The organism is Bradyrhizobium betae (assembly GCF_004123905.1).
Classification (GTDB): Bacteria; Pseudomonadota; Alphaproteobacteria; order Rhizobiales; family Xanthobacteraceae; genus Bradyrhizobium; species Bradyrhizobium betae_A.
In genome coordinates this window covers 1-18,501 of record NZ_MZXW01000014.1, presented here as the reverse complement: position 1 = coordinate 18,501, position 18,501 = coordinate 1, and the positions used below count along the sequence as shown (strand labels likewise).

At 64.9% G+C, this 18,501-nt stretch carries 15 protein-coding genes and 1 pseudogene; 12 read left to right on the top strand and 4 right to left on the bottom strand.

All coding sequences use genetic code 11. The features are described from left to right. Positions 1 to 11: 11 nt before the first annotated feature. Complete coding sequence (locus B5V03_RS07840) at positions 12 to 611, top strand: YdcF family protein (protein WP_129268839.1); 600 nt, start codon at positions 12 to 14, stop codon at positions 609 to 611. A gap of 11 nt (positions 612 to 622) precedes the next feature. Here B5V03_RS07840 and B5V03_RS07835 read toward each other — a convergent pair whose 3' ends face one another. After that, on the bottom strand, positions 623 to 1,966 hold the full coding sequence (locus tag B5V03_RS07835; protein ID WP_129268837.1) for a PLP-dependent aminotransferase family protein: 1,344 nt from the start codon (positions 1,964 to 1,966) through the stop codon (positions 623 to 625). A gap of 185 nt (positions 1,967 to 2,151) precedes the next feature. On the opposite strand from B5V03_RS07835, the gene B5V03_RS07830 reads away from it, so the two are divergent. Further along, positions 2,152 to 2,388, top strand: a complete 237-nt coding sequence (locus B5V03_RS07830) for a DUF1127 domain-containing protein (protein ID WP_129268835.1) — start codon at positions 2,152 to 2,154, stop codon at positions 2,386 to 2,388. Positions 2,389 to 2,691: 303 nt separating this feature from the next. Here B5V03_RS07830 and B5V03_RS07825 read toward each other — a convergent pair whose 3' ends face one another. Together B5V03_RS07825 and B5V03_RS07820 are read right to left on the bottom strand one after the other, a co-directional pair. Beyond that, positions 2,692 to 3,117 carry a universal stress protein gene (locus B5V03_RS07825; RefSeq protein ID WP_129268833.1) on the bottom strand — a complete coding sequence of 142 codons (426 nt, stop codon included), beginning with the start codon at positions 3,115 to 3,117 and terminating at the stop codon, positions 2,692 to 2,694. Positions 3,118 to 3,173: 56 nt separating this feature from the next. Beyond that, positions 3,174 to 3,710 carry a SixA phosphatase family protein gene (locus B5V03_RS07820; protein WP_164987863.1) on the bottom strand — a complete coding sequence of 179 codons (537 nt, stop codon included), beginning with the start codon at positions 3,708 to 3,710 and terminating at the stop codon, positions 3,174 to 3,176. 160 nt (positions 3,711 to 3,870) lie between these two features. Between B5V03_RS07820 and B5V03_RS07815 the strand changes: the two genes are divergently transcribed. From B5V03_RS07815 to B5V03_RS07775, 9 genes are all read left to right on the top strand, one after another. Beyond that, entirely contained in the window at positions 3,871 to 5,328 is a 1,458-nt protein-coding gene (locus B5V03_RS07815; protein WP_129268829.1) for an NAD(P)/FAD-dependent oxidoreductase, read from the top strand. An 86-nt stretch (positions 5,329 to 5,414) separates the two neighbouring features. After that, positions 5,415 to 5,927, top strand: a complete 513-nt coding sequence (gene msrB, locus B5V03_RS07810; protein WP_129268827.1) for a peptide-methionine (R)-S-oxide reductase MsrB — start codon at positions 5,415 to 5,417, stop codon at positions 5,925 to 5,927. A gap of 200 nt (positions 5,928 to 6,127) precedes the next feature. After that, positions 6,128 to 8,413, top strand: coding sequence for a flagellar hook-basal body complex protein (locus B5V03_RS07805; RefSeq protein ID WP_129268825.1), 2,286 nt, complete (start codon positions 6,128 to 6,130; stop codon positions 8,411 to 8,413). 35 nt (positions 8,414 to 8,448) lie between these two features. After that, on the top strand, positions 8,449 to 10,332 hold the full coding sequence (gene flgK / locus B5V03_RS07800; RefSeq protein ID WP_129268823.1) for a flagellar hook-associated protein FlgK: 1,884 nt from the start codon (positions 8,449 to 8,451) through the stop codon (positions 10,330 to 10,332). A 20-nt stretch (positions 10,333 to 10,352) separates the two neighbouring features. Next, on the top strand, positions 10,353 to 12,236 hold the full coding sequence (locus B5V03_RS42235; RefSeq protein WP_129268821.1) for a flagellar protein: 1,884 nt from the start codon (positions 10,353 to 10,355) through the stop codon (positions 12,234 to 12,236). Between the two features lie 71 nt (positions 12,237 to 12,307). Next, on the top strand, positions 12,308 to 13,093 hold the full coding sequence (locus B5V03_RS07790; protein WP_129268819.1) for a hypothetical protein: 786 nt from the start codon (positions 12,308 to 12,310) through the stop codon (positions 13,091 to 13,093). 10 nt (positions 13,094 to 13,103) lie between these two features. After that, complete coding sequence (locus tag B5V03_RS07785) at positions 13,104 to 14,726, top strand: hypothetical protein (RefSeq protein WP_164987862.1); 1,623 nt, start codon at positions 13,104 to 13,106, stop codon at positions 14,724 to 14,726. A 1-nt stretch (position 14,727) separates the two neighbouring features. Then, on the top strand, positions 14,728 to 15,963 hold the full coding sequence (locus tag B5V03_RS07780) for an ATP-grasp domain-containing protein (protein ID WP_129268815.1): 1,236 nt from the start codon (positions 14,728 to 14,730) through the stop codon (positions 15,961 to 15,963). Further along, positions 15,960 to 17,459 (top strand): pyridoxal phosphate-dependent decarboxylase family protein, encoded by a 1,500-nt coding sequence (locus B5V03_RS07775; protein WP_129268813.1) that lies wholly within the window; start codon positions 15,960 to 15,962, stop codon positions 17,457 to 17,459. The genes B5V03_RS07780 and B5V03_RS07775 overlap by 4 nt, the downstream gene beginning before the upstream one ends. Positions 17,460 to 17,528: 69 nt before the next feature. Here B5V03_RS07775 and flbT read toward each other — a convergent pair whose 3' ends face one another. After that, positions 17,529 to 17,954, bottom strand: coding sequence for a flagellar biosynthesis repressor FlbT (gene flbT, locus B5V03_RS07770; RefSeq protein ID WP_129268811.1), 426 nt, complete (start codon positions 17,952 to 17,954; stop codon positions 17,529 to 17,531). Between the two features lie 321 nt (positions 17,955 to 18,275). On the opposite strand from flbT, the pseudogene B5V03_RS07765 reads away from it, so the two are divergent. After that, positions 18,276 to 18,501: pseudogene (locus tag B5V03_RS07765) on the top strand (DUF1522 domain-containing protein); the annotation flags it as partial.

Genomic DNA, 18,501 nt, shown 5'->3' with positions numbered 1-18,501 from the left:
ATCGTGCAGCCATGTCAGCCATGGATCGCAACGCGCGTCTGCCGTCGGCGGATGAGATCGCCGAGATCAACCGCACGCATCTGATCGATACGCCGCTCTTGCCGGCCGACTTGTTGTTCCTGTTCGGGACCCGTGAAGACATCGCGCTACGCGCCGAGACGGCCGCGCAGCTATGGCGCAAGGGCTTGTTCCGTTGGTCGATTGTCAGCGGCGGTGTCACGCCGGGCTCGGAGCAATCCGAGTGCACCATCATCAAGGCGGCGATGGCGGCAGCGGGCATCCCGGCGGACCGGATCCTCGAGGAACATGACGCGATGAACACCGGCGAGAACGTGATCTTCTCGCTGCCGATCATCGATGCGGCGCTTGGGCTGCAGAATGTCCGCAGCGTGATCTGCCTCGGCAATACCTGGACCGCGCGGCGCTACCCGATGACGTTGCACCGGCACTGGCCGAAGGTCGAGAAGATGCTTCTGACCGTCGACAGCTTTGCGACGCCACGGGCGCTCTGGCACACCGATGTCGAGTTTCGCCGACGTGTGCTGCACGAATGGGACAAGATCGAACCCTACAAGGCGCTAGGCTTCATCGCGCCATGGCCGGAGCGCTGACGGCGGCGGCGCTACTCCGTCGAGTCGAAATCTTCTTCCTTGGTGCCGAGTAGCGACACGAGCGTGCGCAGGCCGGAATCGAGCTGCTCGAACGTGGGCGGGGCGAGCGCGAGCCGCACCGCATTCGGTGCATGGCCGTGCGCGACCGCGAAGGTCGAGGATGGCGTCAGCGCGATGCCGCGCCGGGCGGCGGCGGCCACGAAGGTCTGCGACCGCCAATGCGGCGGCAGCGTCAGCCAGAGATGATAGGAGCGCGCATCGGCTGAGATCTGGTATCCCGCGAGCAGCCTTGCCGCGGTCTGCTGGCGGCGCGCGGCGTCGATGCGTTTGAGCCGCGTCAGTTCGGCGACGGTGCCGTCGGCCATCAGCCGCTGTCCTGACGCGAGCGCGTGGCCGGAGGCGATCCAGCCGCCGGTGCGGACCGCGCTCATCACGCTCTCGCGCAAATGCGGCGGCGCGACGAGGATGCCGAGCGCAAGTCCCGGCGCGACTTTCTTGGACAGGCTGTCGAGCACGATGCAGCGGTCCGGCCCGAGCGCTGCGAGCGGCGTGTCGTCGGCGAGGAAGCCGTAGACGGTGTCCTCGATGATGGTGAGATCGAGCTTCTCGGCGACGCGCATGATGTCGGCGCGCCGTGTCGCGTTCATGGTGACGCCGAGCGGGTTCTGGATAATGGGCTGGAGATACAGCGCCGACAGATGCGCTTCACGATGCGCTTTCTGAATTGCATCGGGCCGCGCGCCATGTTCGTCCATCGGAATCGGGACGAGCGCGATGCCGAGCCGCGCGGCGATGCTCTTGACGTAAGGATAGGTCAGCGCCTCGACGCCGCAGCGGCCCCCGGTGGGGACGAGCGCGGCGAGTGCAGCCGCAAGCGATTGCTTGCCGTTGGCCGTGAAGACGATCTGCTCGGCCTGCGGCGTGAAATCCTTGCGGGCGAGATAAGCGGCGGCCGCATTGCGCGCGCTCTTGGTGCCGGTGCTGGTCGAGACGCGCAGCGCGGATTCGAGCGCATCGACGCGCTCGAGCCCCGCAAGGCTCTTGGCGATCATCGCCCATTGCTGCGGCAATAACGGATAATTGACCTCGAAATCGATCCGCGCGTCGCGCGGCTCGCTCAACGCCTCGACCTCGCGCCTGATGTCGCCGGAGATGAAGGTGCCGCGACCGACCTCGCCAACCACGAGGCCGCGGCGGAGCAACTCCGTATAAACCCGGCTCGCGGTCGAGACCGCGATGCCACGGTCATAGGCAAAATTGCGCTGCGGCGGCAGCCGGTCGCCGGCCCTTAACGTGCCGTTAGAGATATCCGAGGCAATGGCATCGGCAAGCTTCACGTACTCGAACTTGGACATATTGCACCGAGAGCAATGTTTTCCTTGCTCCGAGGAGTGTACTGGAGCATTTAAGTTCCATCAAGGTCCGCGATTGAGCCGAGGAGAGCGAGAGCAATCCGACGGCAAATGAGGTGCAGGCGCTTCCAGCGTCGGCGCCAACGGCATCCGCTTCGCCGCGCAGGACAGAAGTCCGGAGAAGAAAAATGACCACGATCTCGCAAACTGCAGGGCGGAGTTTACGCCCATCCTCGTCGAGCGGATTTTTTGGCTCGCTCGTCAATCGCGTCTATGCGCTGTTCGACCGCCTGGAGCAGCGCTCCGCCGTCAAGACCCTGAACGAGCTCGACGACCGCGCCCTGCGCGACATCGGGATCAACCGCAGCCAGATCGAGGATGCAGTGTACGGCCAGTTCAAAGCCGAGCTGACGCGGTATCTGTGAGCTTGGGCTGAGCGAGCGTTGCCGCTCGATCTTGTGTCCCGGACGCGCTGCAGCGTTCTTACGCTGCTGCGCAGAGCCGGGACCCAGCAGGCCGCGCATTCGCTGATGCATGGGCCCGGGCTCTGCAGCGCACCGCTGAAGAAGCGCTGCGCCGCGTCCGGGGCACGAGAGCGAGGTGCTGACGCGCACCTGTATCCGCATCGTCATTGCGAGCGTAGCGAAGCAATCCAGAATCTATCCGCGGAAGTAGCCTGGATTGCTTCGTCGCAAGAGCTCGTCGCGATGACGGGGATAGAGCAGCGCTCAGTGCCTCACCACCAGCACCGAGCATTTTGCATAACGCACGACATGCCCGGCGTTGGAGCCGAGGAAATAGGTGCGCATCGCAGGCCTGTGCGAGGTCATCACGATCAGCTCGGCCTTCATGTGCACGGCTTCCTCCAGGATCTCGTGGTAGATGCCGCCCTGGCGGACCACGCTGGAGATGTGCGACGCCTCGATGCCGGATTCGCGCGCGACGATGGCGAGCGCTTCCTCCGAGGTCTGGCGCTGCTGTTCGTCGAAATCCGCCGGCACGTATTCGGCCAGCATCACCGGCGTCATCGGCAGCACGTTGAGCAGGCGCACCGTGCCGTTCCAGGTCTGCGACAGCGTTGCCGCGGTCGCGATCGCCGGCTTGGCGAGATCGGTGTCGGCGAGGTCGATGGGCACGAGGATGGACTTGAACATCTGCGCCTCCCTATGAACCAGGCTGGTTCAACCGGTTGAGACGGCGCCCGCGCGTCTCAGCCCGATCGAAGCAGCCTGGGGCTGACGAACAGCACCAGTTTGCCGCGGCGGTAGGCCACGTCCCCCCAATCCTTGACGTCAAAGTCGAAGATCGCAAGCCCCGCGGTGGGCATGTTGTCGGCGAGCGCCTTGGCCCCGGCCGGATCGCCGCCGCCGATCAGCATCAAGGCGGCCTCGTGCATGCCGGGATTGTGGCCGATCATCAGCACCTGCTTGGGGTCGCTTGGGGCGGTTGCAGTGCGAATGGAGTCCAGGATCTGCGCGGGATCGGCGCCGTAGAGTTCCGGCAGGATCTCGACCTCAGGCGCTGCGACGCGCTCCTTCATCGTCTCCCAGGCGATGTCCCAGGTCTGCCGGGCGCGGACGGCATGCGACACCAGTACGGTCTCGGGGAAGGGGGGATGGGCGGCGATCCAGTCACCGATTTCAGCGGCATCCCTGTGGCCGCGGTGGTCGAGGCGACGATCCTGGTCACGGCCGCTCGGCGCGTCCGTCTCTGTCTTGGCGTGACGCAGCAGCATCAAACGGCGCATGGCATTCTCGAATCGTTCCACGTCCAGGATAATCTAAAGGGATATTCTACAGGCGCCGGCTGAGGACAAGGTGACAAGCGCCCGCCGGGCTATTGTTTTGAGCATGATCTTATCGGAAAACCGCTGCACACTTTTCCGGATCATGCTCTAAGAAAACGACATGAGCGAGACTTTCACAAGCGTAGCCCAGGAAGAAGCCGGCTTTCGCGAGCGCGCACGGCTGTCATTCGATCTCGATGCCGATATCTGCGTCATCGGGGCCGGGCTCGCCGGGCTCTCCATCGCGCTGGAGGCGGCGCGGCTCGGGGCCAGCGTCGCGGTGCTCGAGGGGCGCCATATCGGCTGGAATGCCTCCGGCAACCAGCTCGGCACGGTCATGCCGGGCTTTGCGCTGCCGCTGACCGAACTGATCGAGCGGATCGGATTCGAGGACGCGCGCGAATTGTGGACGCTGTCGAAGGAGGGCGCCGAGTTCGTCCGCGCCAACGCCTCCGAGGAGAACATGCCGGGGATCGGTCTGAGCGACGGCGTGCTGGAGGTCTCCAATGTCGATGCCGGCGACCGGCTGATCAGCCGCTTGCAGATGCTGAACGAGGATTTCGACACCGAGGTCGAGGGCTGGCAGGTCGATCGCGTCCGCGAGGCGCTCAAGACCGATCATTACTTCCACGGCGTCCATTACCCCAAAGCGTTCCAGGTCGACGGCCGCAAATATGTGCATGGCCTTGCGGCGCTGGCGCGGCGCGCGGGCGCCCGCATCTTCGAGGATACGCCGGTCGTCAGCATCGATCATTCCGGCATCCGCAAGCGCATCGTCACGCCCTCGGCGCGGCTGCGCGCAACGCATATCGTGCTCGCCGGCAACATCCATCTCGGCGCGCCCCTGCGGCGCCTGTCGGAGACATTGCTGCCGGTCTGGCGCTATGCCGGCATCACCGCGCCGCTCGGCGCGCGCGTGCACGAGATGATCGCCTTCAAGGGATCGGTGATGGATTCCGACGGCATCGACCATTTCCGTGTCGTCGACGGCGACCGGCTGATGTGGGAGAGCCCGGAGACCACCTGGGCCGCGCGGCCGCAGCGTTTTGCAGGCAGCGTCAGGCGGCGGATCCGATCGATTTTCCCTGAGCTCGGCAATGTCGAGATCACCGACATGTTCGGCGGCGTCACCGGCCAGACCGTGCACGGCATGCCGCAGATCGGCCAGCTGCGCAAAGGCCTGTGGGTCGCGAGCGGGTTCGGCCGCCAGGGCATGAACACCTCCGCCATGGCCGGGCAGATTATCGCACGCAGCATTTTGTGGGGCGAGGAGCGCTGGAAGCTGTTCTCGCCGTTCGAGCTGGTCTGGGCAGGGGGCACCACCGGGCGGGTCGCCGGCCAATTGGTGGGAGTCTGGGGCAGGGCGAGCTCCGCCGCGGCAGGTTCGCTCGCCCGCTACCGCGAGCGGGCGCGGGTCAAGGACCGGGAACGCGAGGCGCGTCTGGCCGAAGCCAACCGGGCCGCCGGCACCGGTCCGCGCCGTCCGCCCCCCGGTGTCCGGCCGCGGCCGGCCCCGCCGCCGAAACCGCCGGTCGAAGCCGTGGAACCGGCTGCGCAGGACGAGGGCGCCTCGCAATAAGCCCGAGAAAAATTCCGCCCGGAAGTGTAACGTCAGCCGTTAGAGCCCGTATCTCATGGCGTGGACGCTCCCGCACGGAGAATGAGATGTTTGACCGCCGCATCCTGTTAACGACTGTCGCCGGCCTGCTCGGCTTTTCTGCCTTCCGCTGGCTGAGAGGAACACCTGCCGAGGCCGGAGAAAAGGCCACGCAAAAATTCGAAATCGAGAAGACCGATGCCGAGTGGCGCGCCCAGCTCACGCCGCAGCAATATGAGATCCTGCGCAAAGAGGGCACCGAGCGGCCGGGCTCCAGCCCCCTGCTGAAGGAACACCGCAAGGGCGTCTTCGCCTGCGCCGGCTGCGACCTGCCGCTGTTTGCGTCCGACACCAAGTTCGAGAGCGGCACGGGTTGGCCGAGCTTCTACCAGCCGATCGAGGGCAATGTCGGCAAGACCGAGGACCGCACCTTCGGCATGCTCCGCACCGAGGTGCATTGCCGCCGCTGCGGCGGCCATCTCGGCCACGTCTTCGACGACGGTCCGAAGCCGACCGGCTTGCGCTACTGCATCGACGGTTTCGGGCTGGTGTTCCACCCCGCGGCGGCGTCGGCGACGTAGGCTTTACTTGGGGCCTTATTTGACGCCTCGTCCCGGCAATTGTTGCCGGCCCGGCAATTGTGCCCCGGTCGTCCGACCGGGGCATATCTGTTTAAGTCATTGATTTCATGAGAATACCCGCATTGGCATAGCCTTTGCGACTGTCTCCCCGACTGCGGCCATGCGCTGGCGCCGCCGAGATCGGATTTGGAGACAAAGTTATGGGTATCTTCGATGCAATGAACACCTCGGTGGGTGGCCTGCAGGCGCAGTCCTACGCGCTTCAGAACATTTCCGGCAACATCGCGAACTCATCCACCACCGGTTACAAGGGCATCGGCACCAGCTTCGTCGACCTCATTCCGGACGCCTCGGTGCCGAGCAAGCAGGTCGCGGGCGGCGTGACGGCCAACGCGAAAGCGACCATCACCACGCAGGGCACGATCTCCTCATCCACCGTCGCCACCAACATGGCGATCACCGGCGACGGCTTCTTCTCGATCCAGAAGGCCACCGGGATCGTCGACAACGTGCCGGTGTTCAGCGGCGTCACCTACTACACCCGCCGCGGCGACTTCCAGCTCAATGCCAACGGCAACCTGGTCAACGGCGCCGGCTATTATCTGATGGGCACCACGGTCGACCCCAAGACCGGCAACCCAACCGGCAACGTCGCCACCGTCCTGAAATTCCAGAACAACTTCATCCCGGCGCAGGCGACGACCTCGATCCAGTACGCCGCGAACCTGCCGTCGCAGCCGAACACGGCGGCGAGCTCGACCGCTGCGTCCAAGACGCTGCTGGCGGCCGGCGGCCTGAACCCGTCGGATTTCGCCGCCAACCCGCTGATCGTCGGCACGCCGCCGCCGCCTTATGTGAACGCGACGGTCTCCGGCGGTGCCGCTACCGGCAATCTGCGCTCGGCCTACACGTCGACGACGGTCACGGGCTCGGTGGCCCTCTTGAACAGCGCATCGGCCGCAGCGGGCAGCGGTACGTCCCTCGACCCGAGCGCAAGCCCGCATCTCGGCGTCTCGCTGGCCGGCCAGACACTGACGATCAACAATGGCAGTGGGCCCTATACGATCACCTTCGACAATACCGCGACGGGCATCACGACGACTGCCAACAGCACCACGATTGGCGTGAAGGCCGGCGCCACGACGACGGTGAACGATATCCTCACTGCGATTCAAACGGCCGGTGGCGCCGGCAACAACGTCACCGCCACGATCACCGGTACCGGAAGCATCCAGATCTCGGGTGGCACCCTCGTCGATCTTGCGATCAGCGGCAGCGCGGCGACCACGCTCGGCCTCAGCAACGTGACGCGCGGCGGCAACGTGCTGTCCACGCCTGCGATCACCGGGAATACGCTGCTCGGTGGTGCCGCGATGCCCGGCGCTTCGGAAGTTCTCTCCTCGGGTTTCCAGGCAGGGTCGGCGGGTCCGCCCGTCGTTAATCCCGATACGATCACGGTGAACGGTCAGACGCTCACTTTCGTCTCGGGTGCTGCGGCCGGCGCGAACCAGATCAGCGTCAACGACGACATCTCGACGTTGCTTCAGAAGATCGATTTTCTCGCCGGCACTTCAGGCTCGTCGATCAGCAACGGCGTGATCACGCTGAACACCGGCACCGCAAACCCCGCTTTGAACGTCTCCAGCAGCAACCCCAATGCGTTCGCGGCGCTCGGCTTCACCTCAGCCGTTTCCAAGCCTCGCGGCGGCGGCGGGACGGCCGGCACGGGCACCGTGATCGGCAACGACGTCGCGACCTTCACCAAGGAAACAATCAGCGGTGGCGCGGTGACCGCCTACAATGCGGCGGGCACGCCGGTGAATCTGCAGCTCCGTTGGGCCAAGACCGACAGCGCCTCCCTGGGAACCGGTCATTCCGATACCTGGAATCTGTTCTATCAGACTGACCCGAACGCGACCGGCGCGAACGTTGCGTGGATGAACACGGGACAGGCCTTCACCTTCGCCGCCGACGGCTCGCTGACCTCGCCGAGTGGCTCGGGCATCACCATCAACAATGTCAGCGTCAGCGGCCAACAACTCGGCTCGGTTGCCTTCAACATCTCCTCGGGCGGGCTGACGCAATATGCCAGCACCAGCGGCGCGGTGACCATCAACACCATCACGCAGAACGGCTATGCCGCCGGCCAGCTCCGCTCGGTCTCCGTCAACAACAGCGGCCTCGTGGTCGGAACCTTCTCCAACGGCCAGAACCTCGATCTCGCCCAGGTGACGTTGTCGCATTTCAACGGCACCAACTACCTCAAGGCCCTCGACGGCGGCGCCTATGCCGCGACCGAGCAATCGGGACCTGCGATCGACGGCGCTTCGGGCACCATCAGCGGCTCGTCGCTGGAAGGCTCGAACACCGACATCGCCGACGAATTCACCAAGCTGATCGTGACCCAGCAGGCCTACTCGGCCAACACCAAGGTGATCACGACGGCGAATTCGATGGTGCAGGACCTCCTGAACGTGTTGCGCTGATTGCGGCGCGACGTAACCAAAGGCGGTAAGTCCAGATGGGTTTGAGTTCAGCCCTCGCCAGTGCGATGAGCGGCCTGCGTGCCAACCAGGCCGCGCTCTCGATCGTGTCCTCGAACGTCGCGAATTCGCAGACGCCGGGTTACATCGTCCAGACGCCGAACCAGATCGAGGTCACCACCGGCGACTTCGGCTCGACGGTGATGACGACCGGCGTCAGCCGCGAGCTCGACACCTATGTGCTGAACCAGCTGCGCACCGAGACCGGCGGCAGCGGCTATGCCGACCAGATGGCCAACATCCTGAAGCAGCTTCAGAATGTCTATGGCACGCCCGGCAATAGCGGCACGCTCGAAACCGCGCTGAACAATTTCACCACGGCGTTGCAGGCGCTGTCGACCAGTGCGGGCTCGTCGTCGGCGCAAACGGTTGCCGTCGGAGCGGCGCAGGCATTGGCGCAGCAGCTCAACGTCACCACCAAGGGCATCCAGTCGCTGCGCTCCAACGTCGAGCAGGATCTCGGCACCTCGGCGCAGCAGGCCAACGCGTCGATGCAGCAGATCGCCGACATCAACACCAAGCTCCAGGGCCTGTCGGCAAACGATCCCTCGGCCGCAACGTTGATGGACCAGCGCGATCAGGCCATCAACACGCTGTCGAAATTTGTCGACGTCCGCGTCACCACTGATGGTTCGAACCAGGCCAACATCTACACCACCACCGGCATCCAGCTGGTCGGCGCCGGGCTTGCCTCGCAATTCACCTTTGCTTCCGCCGGCGCGCTCTCGGCGACCTCGCTCTACAACATCGATCCGGCCAAGTCCGGCGTCGGCGCGCTCAACATCAAGCTGCCGAACGGATCGTCGGTCGACGTCGTCGCCAACAACGTGGTCTCCTCCGGCCAGATCGCGGCCGACCTGAAGCTGCGCGACCAGACGCTGGTGCAGGCGCAGAACCAGATCGACCAGCTCGCCGCGACGATGTCGAGCGCGCTGTCCGACAAGACTACGGCCGGCAGCACGGTGTCCGGCCCGCCGGCCGGTTTCGACATCGACCTTGCCGGCGCGCAGCCGGGCAACACCGTCAACTTCACCTACACCGACACGACCACCAACACCAAGCGCCAGGTCACGCTGGTCAACGTGACCGATCCGGCGGCGCTGCCCCTGCAGAACGCGACCAACGCCAACCCGATGCAGATCGGCGTGAACTTCTCCTCCGGCATGGGCGCGATCGCCTCGGCGCTCAACACCGCGCTATCAAGCTCGCACCTGACATTCGCGGCCGCACCGTCGCCGGCGACGGCCACGACGCTGCGCATCACCGATGACAATAGCGGCCTCGCCAAGGTCAATTCAGCGTCGAGCACCAAGACGATCTCGTCGCTGACCTCTGGCAATCCGCAACTGCCGCTGTTCACCGACGGCGGGCAGGCCCTCTACACCGGCGCGATCACCGCATCGGGCTCGCAGATGACCGGCCTTGCCGGGCGCATCGCCGTGAACACACAGCTGGCAACCGATCCGACCAGGCTGTCGGTCTACAGCACCTCGCCGGTGACGCCCGCGGGCGACACCACGCGTTCGGACTATCTCTACTCGCAGCTCACCTCGGCGGTGTTCTCCTATTCACCGCAGAGCGGTCTCGGCTCGGCGAGCCAGCCCTTCACCGGCAGCGTCTCGAACTACCTCCAGCAGTTCCTCAGCGTTCAGGGCAATGCCGCGACGCAGGCGACCCAGCTTCAGCAGGGCCAGAGCGTCGTGGTCTCGACGCTCCAGGCGAAGTTCAACTCGACCTCCAGCGTCAATCTGGATTCCGAGATGTCGAACCTGATCCAGCTTCAGAACGCCTATGCCGCCAACGCCCACGTCATGTCGGTGGTGCAGAGCATGATGAACACGTTGCTCCAGGCTCAAGTGTAACCAGTATAGGGCTCTGAAAAATGTCGATCAGCAGCATAAACTACTCCTCGTCGGTTCTCGGCTCGCAGATCCGCAACATCAATCAGCAGCTCACCGACCTGTCGACGCAGCTCTCGACCGGCAAGCTGTCGCAGAACTATTCCGGGATGGGCACCAACGAGGGCTTCGCGATCGCCGGGCGATCGCATATCTCCAACATCGCCGCCTATACCGACACGATGACCAACGTCAACGTCAACATCAACCTCGCCAATACCGCGCTACAGTCGCTGACGACGATCCGCAACACGACGCAGACCGGCTCCGCGAGCACCGCGCAGGATCTCAACGTCAACGGCCAGACCGTCGCGCAGAACACCGCCGCCGCGCAGTTCGGCTCGATGGTCGGCGTTCTCAACACCCAGTCGGGCAACCGCTATCTGTTCTCCGGGACGGCCTTCAACACGCAGCCGGTTGCCAATGCCGGCGACATCATCAACGGCACGACCACTCAGGCGGGCTTCAAGACCGTCATGGCGGAACGCCAGGCCGCCGACCTCGGCGCCAACGGCATGGGCCGGCTGGTGCAGACGCAGCCGACGCCGAGCTCGGTGAAGGTATCCGAGGACGTCGCGGGATCGCCGTTCGGTCTCAAGATCGCGGCGGTGTCCTCGACGCTGACGGGTGCGACCGTCACCGGCCCGAGCGGCTCGCCGGTGTCGTTCTCGGTCGATCTCAACGGTGTCAATCCGAATAACGGCGACAAGCTAAGCGTCCAGTTCACGCTGCCGGACGGCTCGACCGAGCAGATCGACCTGACTGCATCCACGGCCAAGCCGACGCCGCTCGGCAGCTTTGCGATCGATGCAAGCACGCCCGTCAACCCAACCAACACCGCGACGAACCTCAACACCGCGCTGAACACCGCGATCACGAAGCTCGCCAATACCTCGCTGGTGGCGGCATCCGCGATCACGGCTGGCAACAATTTCTTCAACACCACGAGCTCGGCGATCGGCACGCCTGTCAACAACCAGGCGGCGACGCCGGCACCCATCACCGGCGCGACGGCGTTGTCCGGCGCGAGCCCCTCGGATTCGATCTCGCCCGGTTTCGTCGCAGGCGACAGCATCACCGTGAACGGCACCACGCTCACCTTCGTCAGCTCGGGCGCGACTGGCAATCAGCTCAATGTCGGCGACAGCATCCAGACGCTAATGAGCAAGATCGACGCGATCACCGGCACGTCGAAGCCATCGACCGTGCATGGCGGCTCGATCACGATCAATACCGACGATGCCGCGAGCCTCAACGTCACGAGCTCGAACACGGGGGCGATGAGCTCGCTCGGTTTCAGCTCGACGCCCGTCACCGCGACGCAGCCGCCATTGCGCGTCGGCTCGTCGCCGGCAAGCTCGGCGACGACACTGGTCAATGGCTCGGCCAATACCGTGAAATGGTACACCGGCAATGACGGACCCGGCTCGCCGCGCTCCACCGCGGTGGCGCGGGTCGACGATTCCGTTACGGTGCAGTATGGCGCGCAAGCCAACGAGGATGCGATCCGCCAGCAATTGCAGGCGATCGCCGTGTTCGGGACGTTCTCGACGTCGCCGACCAGCCAGTATGCTGGGGGGCAGGTCGCCGCGCTTAGCTTGCGCACGACCCAGGCGCTGACGAAACAGCCCGGTCAGCAGCGCATCGAGGACATCCAGACCGATCTCGCGATGGCCCAGAACACGATGAAGGACGCAGGCACGCGCCAGACCCAGGCCAAGGCACAGCTCCAGTCCATTATCGACCAGGCGGAGTCGGCATCGCCGGATCAGGTGGCGAGCGAGATTCTTTCGCTTCAGAACGCGCTCCAGGCGTCATACCAGGTTACCTCGAACCTGTCGCAGCTCTCGCTCGTCAAGTTCCTGTAAGGAAGCATTAAGGCGCCGTTAACCATGCCTCTTTACCTCTTGGTGAGGATTTGAGCGGGGCGGAGCTGGCAATGTCGGACAAGATGCAACTGGTGGTGGCGACGCCTTGCTTCGGCGGGCAGGTGTCGAGCATCTATGCGAGCTCGATCTTCGCGCTCCAGCGCGCCGTGCACGGCATGTCGAATCTCGGGCTTAAGGTGCTGCTGCGCGATGGCGACGCGCTGATCACGCGCGCGCGTGCCAATCTGGTCGCGATGTTCCTGGACGACCCCGACGCGACGCATTTCCTTTTTATCGACGCCGATATCGGCTTCAAGCCCGAGCAGGTGTTCCGGCTGATCGAATGCGGCGCCGACGTCGTCGCAGGCTGCTATCCGATCAAGCGGGTCAACTGGGACAAGGCGAAGCGGGCGACCGAGGCGGGCCGTGCCGATGTGCCGGCCGCTTCGCTCGACTACGTGCTCGAGATCGAGGATCCCGACCGCATCGTGGTGGTCAACGGTTTTACCCGCGTGCGCTATGCCGGCACAGGCTTCCTGATGATCCGCCGCCATGTGCTGGAGGCGATGTGCCGCCATCCTGATTATGCGAACCTGCAATTCTTCCGCGAGCACTCGCACGATACGCTTGTCGCGAGCCAGAACCGCTTCGCGCTGTTCGAATGCATGATTGATCCCTCGACCGGCACCTATCTCTCCGAGGATTTTGCCTTCTGCAAGCGCTGGACCGATATCGGCGGCGAGATCTGGGCCGATATCCAGAGCTCGCTCGACCATGTCGGGCCGTCGGTGTTCCACGGCGACATCGCTTCGCAATTCGCAGCCGCGCCCGCGGCGGCCGCCGCCGACGCGGCTTGAGCGTTCCGGGATGAGCACCGGCGCATCCCGTCCGTCAGCCGAGGGACGCGCGTTCGACGGCGGCTCGCGCTACCGCCTGCGTGATCTCTTCACACCGCTGGATACGCTGCTGGTCTCCGGCGGGGACCCGCGGCTGGCGCTCGATGCGAGCGACCGTGTCAATGCCTATGGCTGTGCGGCCTCGCCAGAGCCTGAGATCTGGAATTTCGCGTCTTCGACCGCGTCGACGATCTCGCAGGCGGCCTACGACCGCGCCGCGCTGGCGCGCGAAGAGCTGATGCACAAATGCCTGTTCGACGAGGTCGAAATCGCCTTCGATGCGCGCTGTGAGGACATGCGCGAGGAGTTGCGTGGCCATCTCCAGCTCTCGCCGCGCGTCGACGTCGTGTTCTCGCCGTCCGGCACCGATTCCCAGCTTCACGCCCTGTTCCTGGCGCGCGCGGTGCTCGGCGCGCCGCCGGTGACGATCGTGGTCGGCGCGGACCAGACCGGCAGCGGCACGGTCCATACTGCGCGCGGGCGTCATTTCAGCACGATGACGGCAAGCGGCCTTGCGGCGCGCAAGGACGGTGCGGTGGCGGGGCTTGCAGGTGACGGAATCGCGCTGCCGCTGCTCGACACGACGCCCGGCATTGCGATGCGCTCCGATGCGGATGCTGCGGTCATGCGTGCAGTGGAGGCCAGCCTCGCGCAAGGCCGCTGCGTTTTTCTCCAGATCATGGATTCGTCAAAGCTCGGCTGGCGCGCGCCGAGCGCTGCCTGCCTCGATGAGATTGCACGGCGCTGGCCGCGCAAGGTTCAGGTGGTCGTCGATGCCTGCCAGGCGCGGCTCGGCCGCCGTCGGCTGCGTGCCTATCTCGATCGCGGTTACATGGTGCTGATGACAGGATCCAAGTTCTTCGGAGGTCCGGCCTTCAGCGGCGCGCTGCTGGTGCCGAAAGGGTTGTCGCGGTCGATCGACCGGATCGGCGCGATCGCGCCGGGCATCTTCGACTATGCCGGCCGCAGCGACTGGCCGATGGCCTGGACGGCGCTACGCTCGCGCTTCGACCGCCGGCCGAATTTCGGTCAATGGCTGCGCTGGGAGGCGGCGCTTGCGGAGATCGGCAGCTATTATGCCGTGCCCGGCGCGTTTCGCGCCAAGGCGCTGGCTGGGCTTGCGGCCGGCATCGACAGCATGATCGCATTGTCGCCGTCGCTTCGCCTCGTTCCGAACGCGGCCGAGACGGCCGGCGCGGATGACGAGGAATTCGCGGCAACCACGATCTTTCCGTTCACGCTGCTGTGCGACGGCAAGCCGGTCTCGGTCGCCGAAACCAGTGCCGTTCATCGGGCGCTGGCGCGTGACATGAACGAGGAGATCAGCGGCAGCGCGGCGGACCGGCAGGTCGCCGCACAACGCTGTCTCGTCGGCCAGCCGGTCCGGCTGGAGCGGCCGGACGATGCGCCGCAGGCCGTGTTGCGCCTCTGTGTCGGCGCGCGGCTCGTCACCGAAGCCTGGTCGGCGGATGCCGCACAGGCGCAACGCAATTTACAGCACGTGCTTGATCGCATCGCCCACGTCCTGGTGAAGATCGAGCTGCTGCTGGACCGCGCCGCGACGGCGCCGGGGAAGTTTGTGCTCGAGGTCTGAGATGCTGAATCCTGTTTCCACGTCGAACTATTCCGACCGCATCGGCTTTGCGCAGTTGACGCGCCGGGCTTTCGAGGGTGGCGATCTGCATCCATTGCGCGAGCACCTGCTGGCGCGGATTGCGGAGGGAACGGCGGAGGCGGGCGAGGGCCTCGATCTGTCGCTGATTGCCCAGCTTCTCGGCGAGAAGGAGGCCGGGCTCGTGATCCAGACCGAGGTGCTCGCCTTCCATCAATTGTTTCGCACGCCTTGCGGGCTTCCGAAACCTCGCCTGCGCGTGCTCGCGCTCGCGGCCGATATCGACATGGGAGGCAATACTCCGATCGAATTCCTGCTCGAAGGCTCCGACATCGAGCTGCTGACGCTTTACGTGGTCAAGGGTGTCGGCCTGCCCGAGACACTGCCCGATCACGACATCGCCATCGTGGTCGCCTCCGATTCCGAGGAATGCCGCGAGACGCTCGCCGCGATCGAACAGGCTGCGCCACGCTGGCCGCGGCCGCTGCTCAATCGGCCCGAGCTGATCGGCAATCTCGATCGCGACAAGCTGTTCCGGTTGCTGGCGGGCATCTCCGGTCTGGACATTCCCGTGACCGCCCACGCAACGCGCGCGCAATTGTCGGAGCTTCTGGAAGGCAAGATCGCCTGCGCGGACATCACGAGCGAACTACGGTTTCCGATGATCGTGAGGCCACGCGGTACGCATGCCGGCGTCGGGCTCGCGAAGATCGACGATGCGCCGGCGCTCGCAGCCTATCTCGCCGAGCGGCAAGAGCAGGACTTCTTCGTCGCGCGCTTCGTCGACTATGCGAGCCCCGACGGGCTCTACCGCAAATATCGTCTCGCCATGGTCGACGGCAAGCCATACGCCTGCCACATGGCGATCGCCGACCGCTGGGACATCTGGTATCTCAACGCCTACATGGCGTTCAGCGAAGAGAAGCGGGCTGAAGAAGCCACCTGGATGCAGGACTTCGATAGCGCCTTTGCCGAGTGTCATCGCAACGCGCTCGACGAGATGAGCAAGCGCGTCGGCCTCGACTATTTCATCGTCGATTGCGCCGAGAACCAAAACGGCGAGCTGCTGGTGTTCGAGGCCGACAACACCGCCGTCGTGCATAACATGGATCCGCCCGCCGTGTTTCCCTACAAGCCGCCGCAGATGCGCAAGATCTTTGCCGCGTTCACCGCGATGCTGTCGCGACACGCCAAGGCCCGCGAGAAGAGCGCAGAATGAACGAGATCATCCGCAACACGCAAAGCTCCGTCGCGCACACCTCGCTCGATCCGCAGGACTGGAACGAATTCCGCGCGCTCGCCCATCGCATGCTGGACGAGACCATCGACGGCATCGCCAATGTTCGCGCGCGTCCGGTGTGGCAGCCGATCCCCGATGACGTCCGTGCAGCCATCAAGTCCGACGTGCCGCGCGAGGCCAGCGATCTCGCCGACGTCTACCGCGAATTCACCGAGCATGTGGCGCCTTACGCGACCGGCAACGTCCATCCCGGCTTCATGGGCTGGGTGCATGGCGGCGGCACCGCGGTGGGCATGCTTGCCGAGATGCTCGCAGCGGGCCTCAACGCCAATCTGGGCGGGCGCGATCATATGCCGATCGAGGTCGAACGCCAGATCGTCGACTGGATGCGCCGCCTGTTCGCCTTCCCGGAAAGTGCGAGCGGCATCTTCGTCACGGGTACGTCGATGGCCAATCTGATGGCGGTGCTGGTGGCGCGCACGGCCGCGCTCGGCCGGCTTGCGCGGCAGCACGGCATCGGCAATGACGGCGCGCTGCTCACCGCCTACACGTCGCGGGCTGCGCATGGCTGCGTCTCGAGGGCGATGGACATCGCCGGGCTCGGCACCGACGCGTTGCGCAAGATCGAAATCGACGCCGATCATCGCATCGACGTCGCCGCGCTGCGCGCGCAGATTGCCGTCGACCGCGAGGTCGGGTTCAAGCCGTTCCTCGTCGTCGCGTCGGCCGGCACGGTCGATATCGGCGCGATCGACGATCTCAAGGGCATCGCCGCGCTGTGCCGCGAGGAGGGAATCTGGTTTCACGTCGACGGCGCTTTCGGTGCGCTCGCAATTCTGGCGCCCGAGCTTGCATCGCAGCTCGGCGGCATCGAGCTTGCGGATTCCATTGCGCTCGACTTCCACAAATGGGGACAGGTGCCCTACGATGCCGGCTTCCTGCTGGTGCGTGACGGCGAGCAGCATCGGCAGGCTTTTGCGCAACCGGCAGCATATCTCAGCCGCGAGGCGAGGGGGCTGGCCGCAGGCGCGGTCTGGCCCTGCGATCTCGGTCCCGATCTGTCGCGCGGTTTCCGCGCGCTGAAGACCTGGTTCACGCTCAAGACGTTCGGCACCGACCGGCTGGGTGCGTTGATCACGCGAAGCTGCGCGCTGGCGAAATATCTCGAAGCGCGCGTGCAGGCCGAGCCGCGGCTGGAATTGCTGGCGCCGGTGAATCTCAACATCGTCTGCTTCCGCTACCGCGCCGGCGATGCGGTCAATCGCGAAATCGTCGCCGACGTCCAGGAGTCCGGCATCTCGGCGCCTTCGAGCACGACGCTGAACGGCAAGTTCGCGATCCGTGCGGCGATCGTCAATCACCGCACCGAGGAAACGGATATCGACGCGCTGGTTGCGGCCGTGCTGGAGTTCGGTGACCGGCGCAGCGGCGGCGTGATCGAGACCGAGGCGCCTCCGCTCGCCGCGGCGCAGTGAGACATACCCCTTCAAAACAAAACGCCCCGGACCTGGTCCGGGGCGTTTTGCTTGGGGTGTGAAAGGCGCTCAGGCGGCCGAGCTGACATCGGCCTTGGGATGGGTCGCTTCGTACTGGTCGCGCAGCTTGTCTTCGTAGGCGATCAGCTTGCGGGCTTCCTTGAGAGCCCGGTAGAGGTCGCCGCTCATGATGTTGTTGTTGATGCCCTCGATGATCTGCCAGGCGCTCGGCACCGCGGTGACGATGTCCCTCACGAGGTTGAAATAGGTGCCGTGCTGGGTCTGCGGATCCGGCGAGATATACATGAGCTGGACCGCAAGATAGACGAGCTTGGCGGGCGTGTCGGCCGTCTCCGGCGTGAGAATGTCGCGCTCGCGCAGGATCGGCACGTTCTCGCCGTCGATCAGAAGGCGGGCGCGCTGGTCCGTGTTGGTGATCACTGAGTTGCCGACGATGATGCGTTCGTGCGGTTTGAGCTCGACCTTGAGAGCCATGCCTGTTCTCCATCAACCCTTTTGTAACGAGCGGCGCCCGGCCGGTGAAGGATGGCTGCCGACTCTGATTTGGGTACGATCCTTGCTCAATGTGGTTAACGGGTCGTAAACATCCACGGGCGTGTCGATAAATATAACGATGTCAATATCTTGCATGGTTGCGAAAACGTTAGGCGGAAATTTGGTGAGGGCGTTTTGGGCGCGACGCGGACAAACCGGCAGTTTCATTTCACGGATTGTTAGAGGCTTGGACGCACCGTCCGCCGGTCGTTTGATCAATCTCGGTCAGACAGGACGCGTAGCTACCAGAAAGGTAACAGTATGTCCGGTATCGTTCTCTCCTCTTCGGTTCGCCAGAACCTGCTCTCCCTCCAGTCCACCGCTGATCTGCTCGCCACCACCCAGTCCCGTTTGTCGACTGGCAAGAAGGTGAACTCGGCGCTCGACAACCCCACCAACTTCTTCACGGCGCAGTCGCTCGACAACCGCGCCAGCGACATCAACAACCTGCTCGATGGCATCGCCAACGGCGTGCAGGTGCTCCAGG